We start from the raw sequence: 16,856 nt of genomic DNA, 5'->3' as shown, positions 1-16,856 counted from the left end.
CAGCCACAACCTCTTCAGCCACAACCTCTTCAGCCACAACCTCTTCAGCCACAACCTCTTCAGCCACAACCTCTTCAACTGCAGTTGCAGCGACGACATCAGCAACCTCTGCTGCTACATCATCACTAGAGACTTGCTCTTCAACTTGCTTAAGAGAACTTTTATCAAGTCGCTTACCTGAGTTCTGCGCGGAAACGAGAACAGATAGAGCAAGAGTCACAGCGAAAAATGCAGTACCTAAGTAAGCTGTGCCCTTCTGAAGTACGTCTGTAGTCTGAGCTCCAAAAGCTTGGTCAGTCATACCACCACCAAAAGCGGCTCCGAGACCCTCCTGCTTAGGACGCTGCATAAGCACGACCAAACAAAGTAGCAAACTTAGTGCTACAAGAATAACGAGAAGAAGATTAATCGCGATAGTCATACCGCTAACAGCTAAAATCATTGAGTTCATGGGACGCGGAATATGTAAGGCAAAGAGCAGCTTGTAAAGCCATCATTTGCTTTGAAAACATTACTTACCTAGACGGATAATTTCGTTCTGCTCATTGCAGACCACTTTTTTCGACTCAACAGGAATATCCGAGAGACCGAATGCCATAATAGTGATGCGCTCACCTTTACCTATAACATGCGCAGCACCACCATTTAATATGATTTTGCCTGAGCCTGAAGGGCCAGCTTGAGCATAGGTCTCGAGTCGGCCACCTTTACTTGCCGAAGTCACTAGAACCTTCTCACCTGGCAACAAATCGACAGCTTCCATCAAATCGAGTGGAATTTCAATACTGCCTTCATAGTCCACCACGCCGTCGGTGCACATTGCACGGTGAATTTTTGACTTCAAAAAAGTGCGTAACATGCACGCACCAATGAACAATTCCTGACTAAAGTCAAATCTTTCTCACGTGCTTCACTAACGGTGATAATCAAGCGACACCATGCACTTAAGTGATCAAATCAATTGCCAATTGAATCGCATGCCGCATTGATGAAGACTTTGCAATCCCCTTCCCTGCAATATCAAATGCAGTTCCGTGATCAGGACTAGTACGAGGCCTCGGCAACCCGAGTGTAGTATTCACACCAGTATCGAAATCTAGTAATTTAAGCGGGATCAATCCTTGATCATGATACATGCAAAGTACTGCGTCATAATCACCATTTACAGCGTGTGAGAAAACAGTATCGGCCGAATGAGGGCCGGAAAAAACAGCCGATTGAGACTCAGCATTAAGCTGTTTTATTGCCGGAGAAATAATTTCGATATCCTCATGGCCAAATGCCCCATTCTCTCCAGCATGTGGATTCAGGCCACAAACGGCCACACGCGCTTGACTCGCACCCTTTTGCTGACAGAAGTCGGCAAGTAATTTACCGACTCGAACGATTTCTTCTTGGGAAATCAACGTAGGAACCTGTGAAAGTGCCACATGTATAGTCACAAGCGCCACAGTCAGATTGGCACCCGTCAAACACATAGCATGATTCTCACAAGCGAGACGGTCTGCAAAAAATTCCGTCTGCCCGGGAAAGTTGAACCCAAGCTCGTGCAAACCTTCCTTCGCCACCGGACCTGTGACGATTGCATCGATTTCTCCAGAATTAAGTTTCCGAGCCCCTTCTTCCAGAGACTCAAGTGCCATCTGGGCAGTTTCACGCGTAGGCTGCCCAAGGATAACACCATCTAAGCGCTCACCGAGTATTTCAATCTGAAAACCATCTGGAATAGTCAAATCGAACAAAGCCGCATCGACAACCTCTGGCCCTACTCCAGCTTGATCACCTAGAGTAATTCCAATTTTTTTCATCACTCAATAGTTCAAATTTGAAACACGCCTCACGTATTTCTAGGCCATATCTTCGAGCGTCACTGAAGTCTGCTTACGCGCACCGAGAAAAATAGCCTGATCTACGACACGACCAGGCTCAGCATCAAAACGGTAGCCATGACAGTTCGGGCATGTAATCGCACCAGAGCCAACGATAGAGTCACATCCTTCACAGACCTTGTAGGAGCTGGGGTTTGATGCGATCTCTTGTGCCTTTTTTAAGCGTTCGTTACTGATGGAATTGTTCATAATACTTCTATGCGCAAAATCGCGCTCTGTTTATATATTTGCGTATACACCCAAAAGCGCAAGCCCTGTTAGCGAAGTTTCGAGTCACAAAAAACGGAGGCCTTCACTCTGAAGCACCTCCGTTTTAGTAAAATAGCTTGAGCCTGCAATTGCCGTGCTACTTGCGTATCTGCAAGTGGAACAATTAAGCAGCTTGAGCAGCTTGGATCGCTTTAGCAGTCTTGCTCTTGAGGTTAGCAGCCTTGTTCTTGTGGAAAACGTTCTTCTTCGCACACTTATCAACTGCAGATGTGAACTGAGTGTAAGCCTTCTGTGCTGCTTCTTTGTTACCTTCTGTTGCTGCTGCAATAGAATTCTTACGGAGAGTCTTAACGCGGCTCTTAAGAGCTGTGTTGATTGTGTTACGCTTATCGTTCTGACGAACGCGCTTGAGTGCTTGCTTTGTGTTAGCCATGATTGTATTTTGTGAAATTGTTAAAAAGTTCGGCGTTGCAGGCCGGGGCGGAGAAACTAATCATCTCGCACATCTTGTCAAGCATTTGAGTCACGGAAGTGCTATTTTTCTGAAGGAATCTTGACTTAAGCATTTTGCTCATGTGTCACTAGCTCCTTCTTACCTGGTACTTTAACGAGGTTCCGATGCTTAGCAGCCTTTGCTTGCGCCTTGATTGGCCCCTTGACTACTTTCACCTCCGCATTAACCCCAATCCTAGAATAAAGATCTACAATATCCTTTGAGGTCATACGGATACAGCCATAGCTTGCGACCTCCCCAATGGTACGCTCCTCCGGCGTACCGTGTATATAAATATAGCGATCAAACGCATTTTCATTCCTGCGTTCAGTTCCCTTGAGCCACATGATCCTTGTCACGATCGGATCCCGACCCGGAGCATTTGGCGAAAGAACTTCACCTGTTGGGTGTCTACCTTTAAATACAGCCCCCTTAGGCTGATTCCCCCCAATTTTCTTAGCTACCTGCATTTTACCTAAGGGAGTACACATACTACGAGGTGTGTCCCCTACTCCGAATTTAGAAGTCGAAACTTTATAGGTCTTCACCGGCAGCCCATTCTGAGTAAGCACCATCAATTGATCTTCGACGCTCACAAGCATCTTACTCTGATGTGCGTCAAGCGGTGTACTTGCGCAGCTGTTCAGAAAAAAACAGGCCGCGGAAAGTAGAATCAATGTAATAGAATAGGCGCTACGAGGAGACATTGTCGTAAAAACTTACTTCCCTTTATCTACGATGGCATCTTCCCGATCCTTATTATGGATTGGCATCATTCTGTAGAGGGATGGGATCGAGGTATAGAAGAAGCCTACTGGGAATGGAGCTAGAAGAAGTGATGTTACATACTTACCGTCAATCAAGTTAGAAACAACCACAACCAAGAAGAAAATGGCGAAAACCACCTCTAGAAAAGGCATTAAAGATTTCATAGTCTTATAGCGACTAGACTTTAAAGCACCCTGACCACCAGTCTCACCAATGCCATACTTAGGAGTACGCACGAAACCAGTTTGATGATTAAACAGGGCTTCTAAAACAGCTTTTGCATTATTCACTGACATTCCGATCCCGAGAGCGAGAAGAAATGGGAGAAGGAAAATTTCTTTGTACCATTGTTTAGGACGTAGAGCCTTTTGTGCCATAAGGTAAAAGAGTGCCACAGAAACAGAACCAAAGAAGAAAATTGGCACGTTTAAGAAGTGCTCAATCCATGGATACTTATCCAGGAACTCCCACTGTGGATAGTATTGCTGCTTAGGATAAAGCAAGAAACACAGCACTATGAGGAGGAGATAGGCGAAGTTCGACGTTAAGTGAGCAGTGGCCTCGAGCTTACATTTTAACGGGTAGCCACTCTTCCAAATATCCACAAGACACTTCTTGCAGCATTGAATAGAGCCTTTTGTCCAACGGTGTTGCTGACTCTTGAAGCCATCCATATCCACTGGGAGCTCAGCCGGTGTCTCAATGTCTTTAAGAAACACAAAGCGCCAACCTTTAAGCTGCGCACGATAGCTCAGATCCATATCTTCAGTGAGTGTGTCGTGGTGCCAACCACCAGCATCATCGATACAGCTTTTACGCCACATACCACCAGTACCATTGAAAGTGAAAAACCGTCCGGAGCGATTACGCGCTGTTTGCTCAAGCTCTAGATGCCCGTCAAGAAACATCGCCTGAATGCGGGTAAGCAGATTGTAGTCGCGATTTAAATGGCCCCAGCGGGTCTGAATCATGCCAACCTTAGGGTCAGTGAAGAAGTGAATCGTATCTTTCAGCACGCTCGGATTCGGCGCGAAATCAGCATCCAAAATAAACAAGAAATCACCTTTTGCTGACTTCGTTCCATTTTCAAGAGCTCCAGCTTTAAACCCGGTGCGATCTGTACGGTGAATATATTCAGCATCAAAACCTTGAGCCTGAAGCTTCTCAACCTGCGTACAACAGATCTCAGTAGACTCATCAGTAGAGTCATCCAGTAACTGGATTTGTAATTTATCTTGAGGGTAATCAAGTGCGGCTATGTGCTCCATCAAGCGTTCTACCACGTGCATTTCATTAAACACTGGGAGCTGCATAGTGATCATAGGGAGCTCATCAAACTGACTCAAAGGATGCGGAGTGTCGTCCTTGTGCTTAATATACAAGTAGAGAGTCGTGAGACGGTGAAAGCCGTAACCCGCAAGCCCTATCAGCACGAGAAAGTAAGAGATATACCAGATCCAGTTCATCATAACAGTTTGGGGGTTTTGAATATACAGTTCTCGTAGGAACATCCTTCGAGACGTTCCACGCAATGCACTAATGTTTATACAATGTCAACCCTACCTTCCGAGCTAGGATCTCTCAACAGAAGCTAATTCATTACATCTTACCGTTGCACAATCAAGGTAATCTATGTTTATCTATAGCCATGAAAGTCACGCAATCATGGGTTTTAACAATGACCACCCTTTCTCTCTTCGCTACTCCCAGCTTTGCCCAAGATGCTAATGACAACATCCCTCAGCTGCCCTCTGACCTCATAGAAGATCCCCACGTCAGAGAAGAGCTGGGCATCAATGAATTCACAGCTCCATCCATCCGACTTATTTTTGATGATTTAGAGCAACTTGCCCCGCTCCCTGTAAAGGAAACTAAGCACGATCTCCCTGAGCGCATGCCGCTTGACCGTTCAGACCTCTCTATCGAAATCGGTTTCCTCATAGCAGAGGGCTTCCTCGCCGTGGAGAATAACACTCTCGATGACATTGAAGGCATTGCCAAAGAGCTTTCTCGTTATGGCAAAGCGCTTGGCGCTGGCGAGCGAGTCAATCGCCACGCTGCGAGTCTACTCGATCATGCTAAAAATGACCGCCCAGACGAATTAAAAGCAGAACTTGCAGCAACCCAGAAAGACGTGGAAATCGAGCTTGTCCAACTACGTGATGCGGACCTAGCCCATCTCATTTCTTTTGGTGGTTGGATACGCGCCCTCGAGTGCGCTTCGCTGGCTGTTGAGAAAAATTTCACAGAAGAACGTGCTAGCCAACTCTTTCGCGAAGACATTGCCGATTATTATGAACAAATCATCGGCTCCCTTGACCCACGTGTCTCGGAACGAAAGCACATGCTCGCAATGCGCGAAATCTGCGCAGGCCTCAAGAACGACATGACTCTAGCGTCTGACGAAGAGCCGACAGAAGCACAGGTCAAAGAAATCAGTACCCAAAGCAAGAAGCTCGCCGACCTAGCCCTCTCGCGAGGACAGTAAACATTACATTTCACCCTCTATTTCTCACCAAGAAATAGAGTTGCAACTCAGCGTTACTCTGCTGAGCTAGATGCATGCTTCCATACGAGCTCCCAGCCGACGGTTCAGTTCTCCTAGATCGAGCCATTTTCAAACTCTCTGGTTCTGACGCACAGCGTTATCTCAACGGCCAGTGCACTCAAGACGTCTCCCTCGCCACAGAAAAAAATGCGGTGTATGCGCTTGTGACAAACTTCAAAGGAAAGCTCGACGGCGATTGCTTCATCAGACGCCACCAGAGCGATCTCGTCATCGACTGCCCAGTTGAGCTACGTGAAGCCCTTTTCACGCGACTTGACCGGTACATCATTGCGGACGACGCCGAACTCTCAGATATCACTGAAGACTATGAGCTCCTCCATACCATCGGAGAAGCACCAGAAGCAGGTTGGATCTGCAATCGATTCGGGCAATCTGGATACGACACACTCCACCTAAAAAGTAAGGCTCCACAAAGTAACCTCAGCCATAGTGAAGTCGAAAAATCTCGCATCAGCCACGCCGTCCCACTCTGGGGAGCCGAGCTAAACAATAATGTACTCCCTCCAGAAGCGGGGCTCGAAGCCCGTGCCATTTCCTACACAAAAGGCTGCTACACTGGACAAGAAGTCATTTCACGCATGCGCTCCGCTGGAAAAACGAATCGCCACCTAGTTCTTCTCGAGCTCAGTAGCCCTGAGAACACAGGCACTCCACTACTTTGCGATGGAGCTAGTGAAGCAAAACCAGCGGGTAACATGACAAGTATCTGTAATATTGATGGAAAGCAGATCGCTCTTGCCTATCGTAAAAGAAAATACCAAGACACCCAAAACTTCAATATTGGCAAATCTCAAGCCACAATTCTTTCCTAATCACCACCAAATTTTCAGCATATGAGCATCGCAGATAAACAACAGCAACTCCTCGACGAACTCGACCTCTTCCAAGATTGGACCGAACGATACGAGTACGTCATAGGCCTAGGAAAAAAGTTACCAACCATGGACGAGTCTCTACAAACTGAAGACCGCCTCATCAAAGGCTGCCAATCTCAGGTTTGGCTAGAAGCTAAAAATGAAGGAGGAATCATCAGCTTCCTAGCTGACTCTGACTCACTCATCACCAAGGGTATGATCGCACTCTTTGTTCGCATACTCGATGGAGAGAAGCCTGATGACATCCTTACAGCAGATATGAGCTTCATCGATAAAACCGGTCTCAAAGAGCACCTCGCACCAACACGCGCGAATGCTCTTAACCTCATGTCAGCGCAGATGAAGAAATATGCACTTCAGCTGAGTATGACCTCCTAAGCCACCTCTACATGTTTACCGACTCTCACTGTCATCTAGCTTCTCATAAGTTTACCAAAGAAGAGCTGAAGACAATCGTGTTGGATGCCAAAGCAAATGGTATTTACCGCATGGTTACTCTGGCAACCTCACTTGAAGATTGCCCCGCAAATATTGCGATTGCAGAGAACTTCCCAGAAGTCTTCTGCGCAATCGGCATCCATCCGTGTGATGTACATCTCACGCCCGATAATTACTTAGAAGAACTCACTAGCTTCGCGCTCCACCCAAAATGTGTCGCCATTGGTGAAACAGGTCTAGACTATTTCCACCCCGCTCCAGAAGGATGGACCGATGAAAGCTATCACCAGCGCCAACGCGAGCTCCTCCGCCAGCACTTCCTTCTCGCTAAAAAACTCAATAAAAACATCGTCATCCATACCCGCGATAAAAGCGGCAAGCAATCCCTCTATGATGCTCTTGAAATCTACCGCGAATTTGCAAATGATGTACAGGCCGTCTTTCATTGCTTTCTCGGACCTTGGGAAAATGCTACCCCCATTCTCGAACTAGGTGGTCTCATTTCTTTCACGGGTATTACCACCTTCAAGAGCGCCAAAGACTGCCTCGCTGCAGCCACTTCGGTTCCTAAAGGCAAATTCATGCTAGAAACAGACTCTCCCTATCTAGCCCCTACACCTCACCGCGGTAAGCGCAATGAACCAGCCTTCACAAAGTACATCGCTCAACACATAGCGACCTCTCGTAATGAGTCGCTTGATGAACTTGCCCAACACACAGAGGAAACTGTGAATGATTTTTTCGGTTTCCACACTAACATTTGAAAGGATTTTTGCTAGTGTCTCGTTTACATCAAAGAACTTGATGCTAAAATACTCAGTAATGAAAACTCTAACTGCCCTCTCTCTTTCAGCTACTCTTGTTGGTCTCGTGTCCTGTAACAACCCAACAAGCAATCCATACGGAGCTCCAGCTGCCAACCAAGCACCCTCAGCTAACCCCTATGCGGTCCCTCGGTCAAATGGTGAAACTGGTCAGAATGCACCTTATCAGCAACTCCCTGGCGTAGGAAACACACTTCCACCTACGCAACCTGCAGCTCCAAACTCATATTCGCCACCTGTGGCTTCTAACTCATACTCCTCACCTGGAGCAGCAGTCAATAGCGCTCCAGCAGCAGGCTCCACACTCCCTTATACCGTCAAAGCTGGCGACAGTCTCTGGAAATTATCTCGAGATTACGACACGAGTGTAGAAGCTATTCAAGCCGCTAACGGTATCTCTGGAAATAATATCCGCGTTGGCGAAACTATCCAGATTCCGAATAACTAGCTCAGATACATAGAAACTCTTAAAAGGTGCCGAGATCCATTCTCGTCACCTTTTTTATTTTTTGCTACCTCATGAAACAATGAAGCAACTCATTATATTCAGCCTCAGCTGCTTATCCTCAACTATCCTCTCTGCTCAAGCACCTCCAACCACCCTCATAGAGGAGCTCTACACAACGCGTGATGCTGACACATTCCTCGAGGTCATGGAAGACGCCAAACAAGCTCAACTTCCACCACAAGCACTACTAGAGGCGCAATTCCTCTACTTTGTAGATTTAAGAGACTTCACATCACTCGCGTCTCTAGCTCCAGCTCTCCAGCAAACAGGGTTCTCAGCTGACGACTCAGAGATATTCACCCTCGAAGACGACTGGATCGCCATCACCAAGTACTGCCAAGCCCTACAAGCTCTGCAAAATCAAGAGTATGATAACTTTAAAAAGCTCATTACTGACGCCTTCTGGTATAGCCCACGCCAAGCGAGTGTCTTTGCCCAACATATCGAAGAACTAAAACTCACTCAGGCAATGTCGAAACTTACTCTCGACTCAACACTCGAACTCCCAAACCTGTTAGACAACAAAACAACATCTCTCACAGATAAGAACAAGGGGGCTACATTACTCTATTTTTGGTCACCGTGGAGTAGAGAGTTCGATGAGACACTCGAAGACTTTAAGCTCACTAATACCCAAGCTCTTAAACATAACTTCAATATCATCAGCCTACTTGCGGAACAATCTGATGAAGTGGAAACTGATGCCGAGACCTTCATTACAGAACATCAAATATCGAAGCTCAGTAACTGGGTGAAAGATACCGAAAGCCTTACCCTTTCACGAGCACTCAGAATTCAAAGTATTCCAACTCTTGTACTCATAAACAAGGGAGGAAAAGTCCTATTCAATGGCCACCCGAGCAACCCTCAACTTTGGGAAGTAATTAGCCATATCGCTCCAGATTTCAAACAACCAAGCTTCAAATAATCTAATCTAACAATTCCTAACACACACCCGTAAATCGCAACTTAAACCACTTTCATTAAATTGGCATTTATTCAGAAAGCTGAAGTTTCACCTTGACTAACAGACTGTTTTTCAGGCTTTAATGTATATGAATACTTCCGTTATTTTCATATTGAACATTAAGCTCAAAACCTAACAGCCCCAAACTTCCTATGGCAGCAAAAAAAAAGAAAAGTAAAAAAACTAAACCCTCTACGACACAAAAGGCTGTATCAGCCAAAGTGAAGTCAGCTCCTAAAAAGAAAGTCGCCGCTAAGAAATCGGTGAAAAAGAAAGTTCCAAAAAAGGTCGCTAAAAAAACGGTTAAGAAAGTAAGCAAAAAAACTACTCCTAAAAAATCCACCCAGAAAAAGGTTACCAAGAAGGCAAAAGTAGCTAAGAAATCTGCAAAAAAAGTGGTTAAGAAGGTGACTAAAAAGGCTGCCAAAAAGGCGACAAAGAAAAAGGCCTCAAAAAAAGTGACGAAGAAAGCAGTCAAAAAAACGAAGAAGGTCGCTAAAAAATCAGCAAAGAAAACTTCTAAAAAAGTCGCTAAAAAGACGACCAAGAAGGTCGCTAAAAAAACCACGAAAAAAGGGGTGAAAAAAGCAGCGAAAAAGGTAACGAAGAAAGCCGCCAAAAAGCCCACAAAAAAAGGCGCCAAGAAAAAAACCACCCCTAAAAAGAAGTAGTAGAAATTTTAAGTAGCCCGAAAGTTCTACTCAAAAAGCGCTAGGTGACAAACCTAGCGTTTTTTATTTAATAGACGCCGACTACCTTCAAATACCAAGCCCATAGATCTTTTCCCAAAAAGACCCAAAGAATAGCCCCAGCGATAATCGAAGGGCCAAAGGGCATAAGACGGCCAAAGCCTAAGCGGTTAAACACCGCCCATACGATACTCACTAGGCTAGCCGCGAATATAGTGAACAGTAAGGAGGCTGGACCAAAACACGCACCTAACATACCTAACAAATCCACATCCCCCATTCCCATTGCCTCGCGTGGAACCACTGCTTTCTGAGCCTTGCCATCTAGTGATTTAAGCGACTCAATTTGAAATTCCTCACCATTGATGTGAACGATATTATCCTTAATCTCGACACGCTCAGTCTCTCTCGGAATCCCATCTACATTCACAGAATCAACGCCTTCAATCAGCAAGCGGTCTGATTTACGGTAAAAAATGTCAGACCAGCCAATAGCCTCGCCACCTATTACAAAACTCAGCTCTTCTTCATCGGTTTCAGGTTCTCGCAACATCCACTCTGTTGCTTCATCAAATTCAAAAGAACGCTTACCAAATGCTAGCTTACCTAACAGCACCACCAGCCACAGGCCAATCCACCCAAAAGCAAAGCCATAGGTAGACTTTAATAACCCCTTCCACCATATCTCTTCACCTAAGAACTCAGGGCACAGAGCGGCCATCCCTAATCCTAACAAAGTGCCTGTGATAGTGAGCTGACGTGGAATAAGCATTAACTCAATATCGACAGCACTAATCGTTATCAGAACAGCACTCAGCAGCATGAAGAACACAGCTTGAGCTGGGTCAGGAAAAACAAACCAGCAGCCGAGCCATACCAAGGCAGTCAATAACTCGACTATGAAATACCGCACCGCAATCGGAGCATTACACTCGGCACACTTACCTCGCTGTAGAACCCAAGTCACCAAGGGGATATTCCGCCACATGGGAATTTGTTTTTTACAATGCGGACAAAAGCTTCGCTTGGGTTCATTGACTGACAAGCCCCGAGGTAAACGATAGATAGCCACATTTAGAAATGATCCTATACATGCTCCTAATAGAAGTGCTGCGATCCCAAATACTGGATGTGACCAATCAATTACCATATTGCAGACATTCAATCTCGACAATGCCCGCAAGCAATCCCCAAATGTGCAAAACGCACACTTTCTCAAAGATACTCTGATGAACCAGCTCTTACAGTCAGCCAAAGACATTTCCCGCATACTTAATGATGCCGGTCACACCTGTTACTTCGCCGGTGGTTGCGTACGTGACCAGCTCCTTAAAATTGAACCAAAGGACTACGATTTGGCAACCTCAGCAACACCTCAGCAAGTGCTTAAACTCTTCCCTAAAGCCGACTCTATTGGTGCTCATTTTGGAGTTATTTTGGTTAAATACGCGGGCGCAGCTTTCGAGATAGCCACATTCCGCACTGATGGTTCCTATACTGATAGTCGAAGACCGGAATCAGTCACCTTCGCAACAGCTGAAGAAGATGCTTCCCGCCGTGATTTCACAGTCAACGGGCTTTTCCAAAAATCCGACACTGGTGAGATCATCGATTTCGTGAACGGAAAAATCGACATCGAAAAAAAGCTCATTCGAGCTATTGGCAACCCCAATGAACGCTTTACTGAAGATGCGCTCCGTCTCATGCGAGCCATCCGCTTTGCCACCAAATTAAACTTCGATATCGAAGAGAAAACTTGGGAAGCTATCAAAACGAACGCTCCGCTGATCAAGAATATTGCAACTGAACGCATCCAAGCGGAATTCAGCCTCATCCTTCTTTCCCCTCGCAGAGCTAGAGGTCTCGACCTCTTGGTAAAGTCTGGGCTCATTCAACATTTTCTCCCTGAAATCCTCGATCTAATCGGCTGTGAGCAACCTCCACAATTTCATCCTGAAGGCGATGTCTACATACATACGAGCATGATGTTAGACATGCTGGAAGGAGAAGTGACTCTAGAACTAGTTCTCGCAGTCTTACTCCATGACATCGGCAAACCTGCAACGTATTCTTATGATCCAGATGAAGACCGAATTCGCTTCAGCGGTCATGATTCTCTAGGAGCTGAAATGGCTGAGACCATTCTCAAAAGACTCAAGTACTCGAACAAAACGATTGATGAAGTCTGCGCAATGGTAGCAAACCACATGAATTTCATGAACGTGCGCTTCATGAAAAAGTCCAAGGTCAAACGCTTCATGTCACGCCCTACCTATGAGTTAGAAATGGAGCTCCACCGTGTAGACTGTGGCAGCAGTAATGGCATCACGGAGAACTACGACTTCCTCCGAGCCAAAGAAGAAGAATTTGCTTCTGAACCACTCATTCCAGCCCCTCTAATAAGCGGTAAGGACCTCATTGGTTTAGGCTACAGACCAGGCCCTCAATTCAAAGAAATCCTGCAGGCTATTCAAACAGAACAGCTCGAAGGTAAACTGACAGAAAGTTCCCAAGCAATCGCTTGGATTAAAGAAAACTATTAAGCCTCTATTTTCGGCTCTTCAGCCCGAAACGCCGAGAGAAAGAGCAGTGTCGCAGCTATACAAATACAGCTGTCCGCTACGTTGAAGGACGGCCATCGGTAATTCACGATAGGAATATAAAAATCAAGAAAGTCGACAACATAACCTTCACTCAGACGTGTCCAGAAACTCTCGTTCTCATAGCCCTTTAGGAAAAAACCCTGGGTAAGTCGATCAATTAGATTGCCGATCACACCTGCTACCAGCAATGGAGCTGACCATTTTGCGATCCCTACGAAAACTCCCTTTTCCCATAGAATACTTACTACGGTCAAAGCGATAAATGGCACGACTAGAAAAACCACTGGAGCCCACGTCGAGCCATTGCCAAAACCAAAAGCCACGCCTTGGTTATGTACTCGACTAATATTGAAAAAACCGTCGACTACAGGAATGAGGTCTATCTCACTGCTATCTAACCAGTACTTCCCATTAAATGGCACAGACACTCGCGTGTACGGATATTCCTGAATAAGTGAATACGGCTGCTTCATATTCAGAACAACCAGCCACTTGGTGATCTGGTCGATCACAATAAGCGGCAAACTGATTTTGAGCAAAAGCGGTAACAGACGAGGCATGTTGGAAACCTGCACAGGATATAAAAAAGGTAAAGAGCCTACTTAACGACTCCGGCGTATTTTACCGTATAAACTTCGCGACACTCATCGCAGCAACAGCGGAGACTTACAGGCTCGCACTTTTCACAGCAGAAATGCTGAGCATTACATATTTTATTCGCGCAGTTCACATAGCGCTCACTTGGTTCATTACAGCTAACACAGCGAGCAACCACCTCAGGGTTCACATGATTCACAGGAACACCTATGCGCTCGTCGAACACATAGCACTGCCCGTCGAAATCCTCACCTTTCACCTCAGGATCCTTACCGTATTTCACAATTCCACCGTGAAGCTGGCTCACATCTTCGAAGCCCTCCTTCACAAGAAATCCGCTGAATTTCTCACAGCGAATACCACCAGTGCAATAGGTCAGAATCTTCTTCCCTTCGAACTCCTCACGATTCTCACGTATCCACTGCGGGAGATCACGGAACGCAGGAACTGGAGGACGAATAGAATTTTTGAAACGTCCGAGATCCCATTCGTAATCGTTGCGCGCATCAATAATGACTGCATTAGGGTCTTTGATCGCGTCCCTCCACTCAGCGGGCTCAAGATAATTCCCTGTACACTCATTGGGAGAAAAGTCTTCTTCACCAAGCCCCAAAGTAACGATCTCTTCGCGCGCTTTTACAGAAAGCTTAGGAAAGACATGGTCAGGCTCTAGATCTATTTTAAACTCCACAGTTGCTGTAATCGGGTCCGCCAGCATAGCCTCGCGGTACTTATCACAGTTTTCTATAGTACCTGAAACTGTGCCATTAATACCCTCTTTACCCACTATGATACGCCCCCTGAGTTCCAGACTCTCACACAGTGATCGGTGAGCATCGCGGAACGCTTCTGGGTTCTCAATGTCCGTATAAAGATAGTAGAGAAGAACTTGATATGGCGCGTCTTGCATGCCGTTTCGGTAGCTCAGCTCACCCTCGAAATCAACTCAAATTAGCTAACGGAAAGTGCAAAATATGCACACTACCCCCTCAGTCTAGGTTGTAATACGGACAACTATAGATCCCATTTTGGCTCAATATCAGCAGAATAACATCGCATCACGGCACTAATCATAGCAAGCCCACTCTGCTCCTCATCATGAAGGACAAAATGCACACCAGCATTCTTTAAACGCTCGGCTTGATCTACAAATTTAGCACGAGCGTACACGCGGATCTCCTTATTGAGCTCTTGAGCACAGTGCATCCCTTTCAACACGGCCTGTTCATCAGGGAAGGTAAATGCAATACCACGCGCTCGTTCAGTATGGGCGAGCTCTAATGACTCTTTATCTCCCGCATCAGCAAATAGACACAGTACTCCCTGTGAATGTAGTCGTTTTACCGTCTCAGGATTCGTCTCTAACACGACTACGTCCACATTCGCTTCCATCAAATTTCGATGTAAATTTTGACCTACAGGTCCATAACCACAAATCACCACATGGTCATTCAGACCTTCCACTTGCCCACCAATACCGAGCGTCTCATGCGCTTGACCGCAAAATTGCTTACTAGAACGACGAATCTTATCAGCCCATCCCAGGCTATGCTTCATTAAGGTTGGAACGAGACCCATAGAAAGCGCCGTACTTGCCAGCAAGACCTGCTCCCAGCGTAGGGAGAGAGCATTAAACTCACTCGCTCTATTGAGCAAAACAATAGAAAATTCACCCGTGCTACAAAGAGCTGCTGATGTCACCAGCCATGACCCTTTGCGAAGACCGGACCAGTGTGCAGCAAGAGCAACAATCACTCCCTTCACTAGGATTATCGCAACCGTCGCAATGAGAATAGACGGCCAAAACTCCATCATCTCATTAATATCAATTAACAACCCCACTGAAACAAAGAAGACTGTGAGAAAGAGGTCTTTGAACGGCAGTATGTCAGAAAGAACACGATGCGAATAAATCGACTCACTCACTACAATCCCCGCAGCAAAGGCTCCTAAAGCTGGGCTCAGACCGAGTAAGCCGCTCACCAGCGCCACGCCAGCACACAAACCAATTACTGTAATAGTAAATAATTCACGGCTCCGAGTCCGGGCCACAGCATCTAGCATCTGAGGAAACCCATGGCGACTCAGAACAATGATACACGCTGTAAACACAGCCCCTTTTGCTAGGGCTACAAACACTGCCCCCATTCCACCCTCATCACTTAGAAGAGCAGGAATCAACACCATGAAAAGAATAGCCGCAAGATCTTGGTAAATAGCCATCCCAAGAGCCGTCCTAGCTTGTGGACTCTCTGGCAGCCCCATCTCCTGAAAGCTCTTCATACTCACAGCAGTCGAGGACAAAGAAAATGCAAAACCTAATAGCAAACCTTGCGACATATTGAGGCCCAAAAGTAAACCGCCCCCCAGCCCAGCTAATATACAAAGGCCAACCTGAGAAGTTCCACCCACAAACACAGGCCGTCGCAACGCCTTGATTTCTTTCAATGAAAATTCAATACCCAAGGTAAACAAAAGTAATACAACCCCGATCTCCGCCAACGCATCGATCACCCCAACCTGCTCTACACCGACCCACTCGAGTGCACCGCTATTACTAATAAGCACACCACATAGGAAATAGCCTACGAGAAGCGATTGCTTAAACCTCGAAAGCACTAAAGAGACGACCACCACCGCGACTAATACGATCGTTAAAAGAATAAAAAACGGAGGAATCTCTCCTCCCGCAGCTAGCACTAAAGGCATGGATTAAACCTACGCTATAAACCAGCACTCTCGCCACTTAAAAAATCAGACATTTTATCTGCTAGAACACAAGAATTGCGTTATAGTCTGATAAGCACATTTAATCAATACTATGAAAATCATCACCCTACTCACAGCCACCCTCTTTATCTCAGCGTTAAACACCCCAAACGCTTCAGCACACTGTCAAATTCCATGTGGTATTTACGCTGATAATAACGTGTTCGTGACCATGCATAAAGATCAAGAAACGATTGCTAAGGCGATGAAGCAAATCACTGAACTCTCACAGGACCCTGGCAAAAACGCGAATCAACTAACTCGCTGGATTACTAATAAAGAACAACATGCTCAATCCATCCAAGATATAGTAGCTGAATACTTTCTCGCCCAGCGCATTAAAATCGATGAAGCAGATCGCGATGCCTACCAAAAAAAGCTCACACTCCTTCACCAAATCATCGTCTACTCAATGCTTTGCAAGCAAACTACAGATCTCGAAAATGCTGAAAAACTGCATAATGCCATTGGCGAGTTTAATAAGGTCTATGCTGGAAAATCAAGCCCAGCGACCAAACACTAAATATCCACACATATTTAAAACACACTCTTAAAGCCCATTACGTTGAAGCGTAATGGGCTTATTAGTTCCACTAATAAGTACTATTTCTAATTCGTCACGACAAAGCTGTTGCGCCAATCTCTACCCGAGACTAA

The 16,856-nt window shown here is 45.9% G+C and carries 20 protein-coding genes; 8 read left to right on the top strand and 12 right to left on the bottom strand.

The genetic code is table 11. The annotated features are described in order from the left end of the window. From secG to ACSHX2_RS09980, 7 genes are all read right to left on the bottom strand, one after another. Positions 1 to 451 (bottom strand): preprotein translocase subunit SecG (secG, locus tag ACSHX2_RS10010; protein ID WP_435692803.1); only part of this gene is annotated, 451 nt, incomplete at its 3' end. A 60-nt stretch (positions 452 to 511) separates the two neighbouring features. Next, positions 512 to 859 (bottom strand): aspartate 1-decarboxylase, encoded by a 348-nt coding sequence (locus tag ACSHX2_RS10005; RefSeq protein ID WP_435692802.1) that lies wholly within the window; start codon positions 857 to 859, stop codon positions 512 to 514. 85 nt (positions 860 to 944) lie between these two features. Beyond that, complete coding sequence (pdxA, locus tag ACSHX2_RS10000; protein WP_435692801.1) at positions 945 to 1,808, bottom strand: 4-hydroxythreonine-4-phosphate dehydrogenase PdxA; 864 nt, start codon at positions 1,806 to 1,808, stop codon at positions 945 to 947. 39 nt (positions 1,809 to 1,847) lie between these two features. Continuing rightward, positions 1,848 to 2,078 (bottom strand): hypothetical protein, encoded by a 231-nt coding sequence (locus ACSHX2_RS09995; RefSeq protein ID WP_435692800.1) that lies wholly within the window; start codon positions 2,076 to 2,078, stop codon positions 1,848 to 1,850. Positions 2,079 to 2,262: 184 nt separating this feature from the next. Then, on the bottom strand, positions 2,263 to 2,532 hold the full coding sequence (gene rpsT / locus ACSHX2_RS09990) for a 30S ribosomal protein S20 (protein ID WP_435692799.1): 270 nt from the start codon (positions 2,530 to 2,532) through the stop codon (positions 2,263 to 2,265). Between the two features lie 125 nt (positions 2,533 to 2,657). Then, positions 2,658 to 3,299, bottom strand: a complete 642-nt coding sequence (locus tag ACSHX2_RS09985; RefSeq protein ID WP_435692798.1) for a L,D-transpeptidase family protein — start codon at positions 3,297 to 3,299, stop codon at positions 2,658 to 2,660. 12 nt (positions 3,300 to 3,311) lie between these two features. Then, positions 3,312 to 4,829, bottom strand: coding sequence for a cellulose synthase family protein (locus ACSHX2_RS09980; RefSeq protein ID WP_435692797.1), 1,518 nt, complete (start codon positions 4,827 to 4,829; stop codon positions 3,312 to 3,314). Between the two features lie 179 nt (positions 4,830 to 5,008). On the opposite strand from ACSHX2_RS09980, the gene ACSHX2_RS09975 reads away from it, so the two are divergent. From ACSHX2_RS09975 to ACSHX2_RS09950, 6 genes are all read left to right on the top strand, one after another. After that, complete coding sequence (locus ACSHX2_RS09975; protein ID WP_435692796.1) at positions 5,009 to 5,848, top strand: hypothetical protein; 840 nt, start codon at positions 5,009 to 5,011, stop codon at positions 5,846 to 5,848. Between the two features lie 74 nt (positions 5,849 to 5,922). Continuing rightward, positions 5,923 to 6,741: a CAF17-like 4Fe-4S cluster assembly/insertion protein YgfZ gene (gene ygfZ, locus ACSHX2_RS09970; protein WP_435692795.1), complete on the top strand. Its 819-nt coding sequence runs from the start codon at positions 5,923 to 5,925 to the stop codon at positions 6,739 to 6,741. A 21-nt stretch (positions 6,742 to 6,762) separates the two neighbouring features. Then, positions 6,763 to 7,182 carry a SufE family protein gene (locus ACSHX2_RS09965; protein WP_435692794.1) on the top strand — a complete coding sequence of 140 codons (420 nt, stop codon included), beginning with the start codon at positions 6,763 to 6,765 and terminating at the stop codon, positions 7,180 to 7,182. Positions 7,183 to 7,193: 11 nt separating this feature from the next. Then, positions 7,194 to 8,006: a TatD family hydrolase gene (locus ACSHX2_RS09960; RefSeq protein ID WP_435692793.1), complete on the top strand. Its 813-nt coding sequence runs from the start codon at positions 7,194 to 7,196 to the stop codon at positions 8,004 to 8,006. A 58-nt stretch (positions 8,007 to 8,064) separates the two neighbouring features. Continuing rightward, the gene (locus ACSHX2_RS09955) at positions 8,065 to 8,514 is read left to right on the top strand and encodes a LysM peptidoglycan-binding domain-containing protein (protein WP_435692792.1); all 450 of its coding nucleotides are present in this window, start codon (positions 8,065 to 8,067) and stop codon (positions 8,512 to 8,514) included. Between the two features lie 79 nt (positions 8,515 to 8,593). Beyond that, positions 8,594 to 9,502, top strand: coding sequence for a thioredoxin family protein (locus ACSHX2_RS09950; RefSeq protein ID WP_435692791.1), 909 nt, complete (start codon positions 8,594 to 8,596; stop codon positions 9,500 to 9,502). A 118-nt stretch (positions 9,503 to 9,620) separates the two neighbouring features. Here the strand turns inward: ACSHX2_RS09950 and ACSHX2_RS09945 are convergent, their stop codons facing one another. Continuing rightward, positions 9,621 to 10,184, bottom strand: coding sequence for a hypothetical protein (locus ACSHX2_RS09945; protein ID WP_435692790.1), 564 nt, complete (start codon positions 10,182 to 10,184; stop codon positions 9,621 to 9,623). Between the two features lie 95 nt (positions 10,185 to 10,279). Beyond that, positions 10,280 to 11,380: a prepilin peptidase gene (locus ACSHX2_RS09940; RefSeq protein WP_435692789.1), complete on the bottom strand. Its 1,101-nt coding sequence runs from the start codon at positions 11,378 to 11,380 to the stop codon at positions 10,280 to 10,282. Between the two features lies 1 nt (position 11,381). Between ACSHX2_RS09940 and ACSHX2_RS09935 the strand changes: the two genes are divergently transcribed. Further along, positions 11,382 to 12,773: a CCA tRNA nucleotidyltransferase gene (locus ACSHX2_RS09935; RefSeq protein WP_435692788.1), complete on the top strand. Its 1,392-nt coding sequence runs from the start codon at positions 11,382 to 11,384 to the stop codon at positions 12,771 to 12,773. Here ACSHX2_RS09935 and ACSHX2_RS09930 read toward each other — a convergent pair. The 3 genes from ACSHX2_RS09930 to ACSHX2_RS09920 form a co-directional block, all read right to left on the bottom strand. Continuing rightward, positions 12,770 to 13,393 carry a signal peptidase II gene (locus ACSHX2_RS09930; protein WP_435692787.1) on the bottom strand — a complete coding sequence of 208 codons (624 nt, stop codon included), beginning with the start codon at positions 13,391 to 13,393 and terminating at the stop codon, positions 12,770 to 12,772. The two genes, ACSHX2_RS09935 and ACSHX2_RS09930, sit on opposite strands and share 4 nt — an antisense overlap. A 38-nt stretch (positions 13,394 to 13,431) precedes the next feature. Further along, positions 13,432 to 14,340 carry a rhodanese-related sulfurtransferase gene (locus ACSHX2_RS09925; RefSeq protein ID WP_435692786.1) on the bottom strand — a complete coding sequence of 303 codons (909 nt, stop codon included), beginning with the start codon at positions 14,338 to 14,340 and terminating at the stop codon, positions 13,432 to 13,434. Between the two features lie 104 nt (positions 14,341 to 14,444). Further along, positions 14,445 to 16,139 (bottom strand): cation:proton antiporter, encoded by a 1,695-nt coding sequence (locus ACSHX2_RS09920; RefSeq protein WP_435692785.1) that lies wholly within the window; start codon positions 16,137 to 16,139, stop codon positions 14,445 to 14,447. A gap of 112 nt (positions 16,140 to 16,251) precedes the next feature. Here ACSHX2_RS09920 and ACSHX2_RS09915 point away from each other — a divergent pair, with 112 nt between their 5' ends. Further along, complete coding sequence (locus ACSHX2_RS09915) at positions 16,252 to 16,722, top strand: superoxide dismutase [Ni] (protein WP_435692784.1); 471 nt, start codon at positions 16,252 to 16,254, stop codon at positions 16,720 to 16,722. The last annotated feature ends 134 nt before the right edge of the window (positions 16,723 to 16,856 follow it).

This window comes from Rubritalea sp., assembly GCF_051252225.1.
Lineage (GTDB): Bacteria > Verrucomicrobiota > Verrucomicrobiia > Verrucomicrobiales > Akkermansiaceae > Rubritalea.
This window is presented reverse-complemented; position numbering and strand designations above follow the sequence as displayed.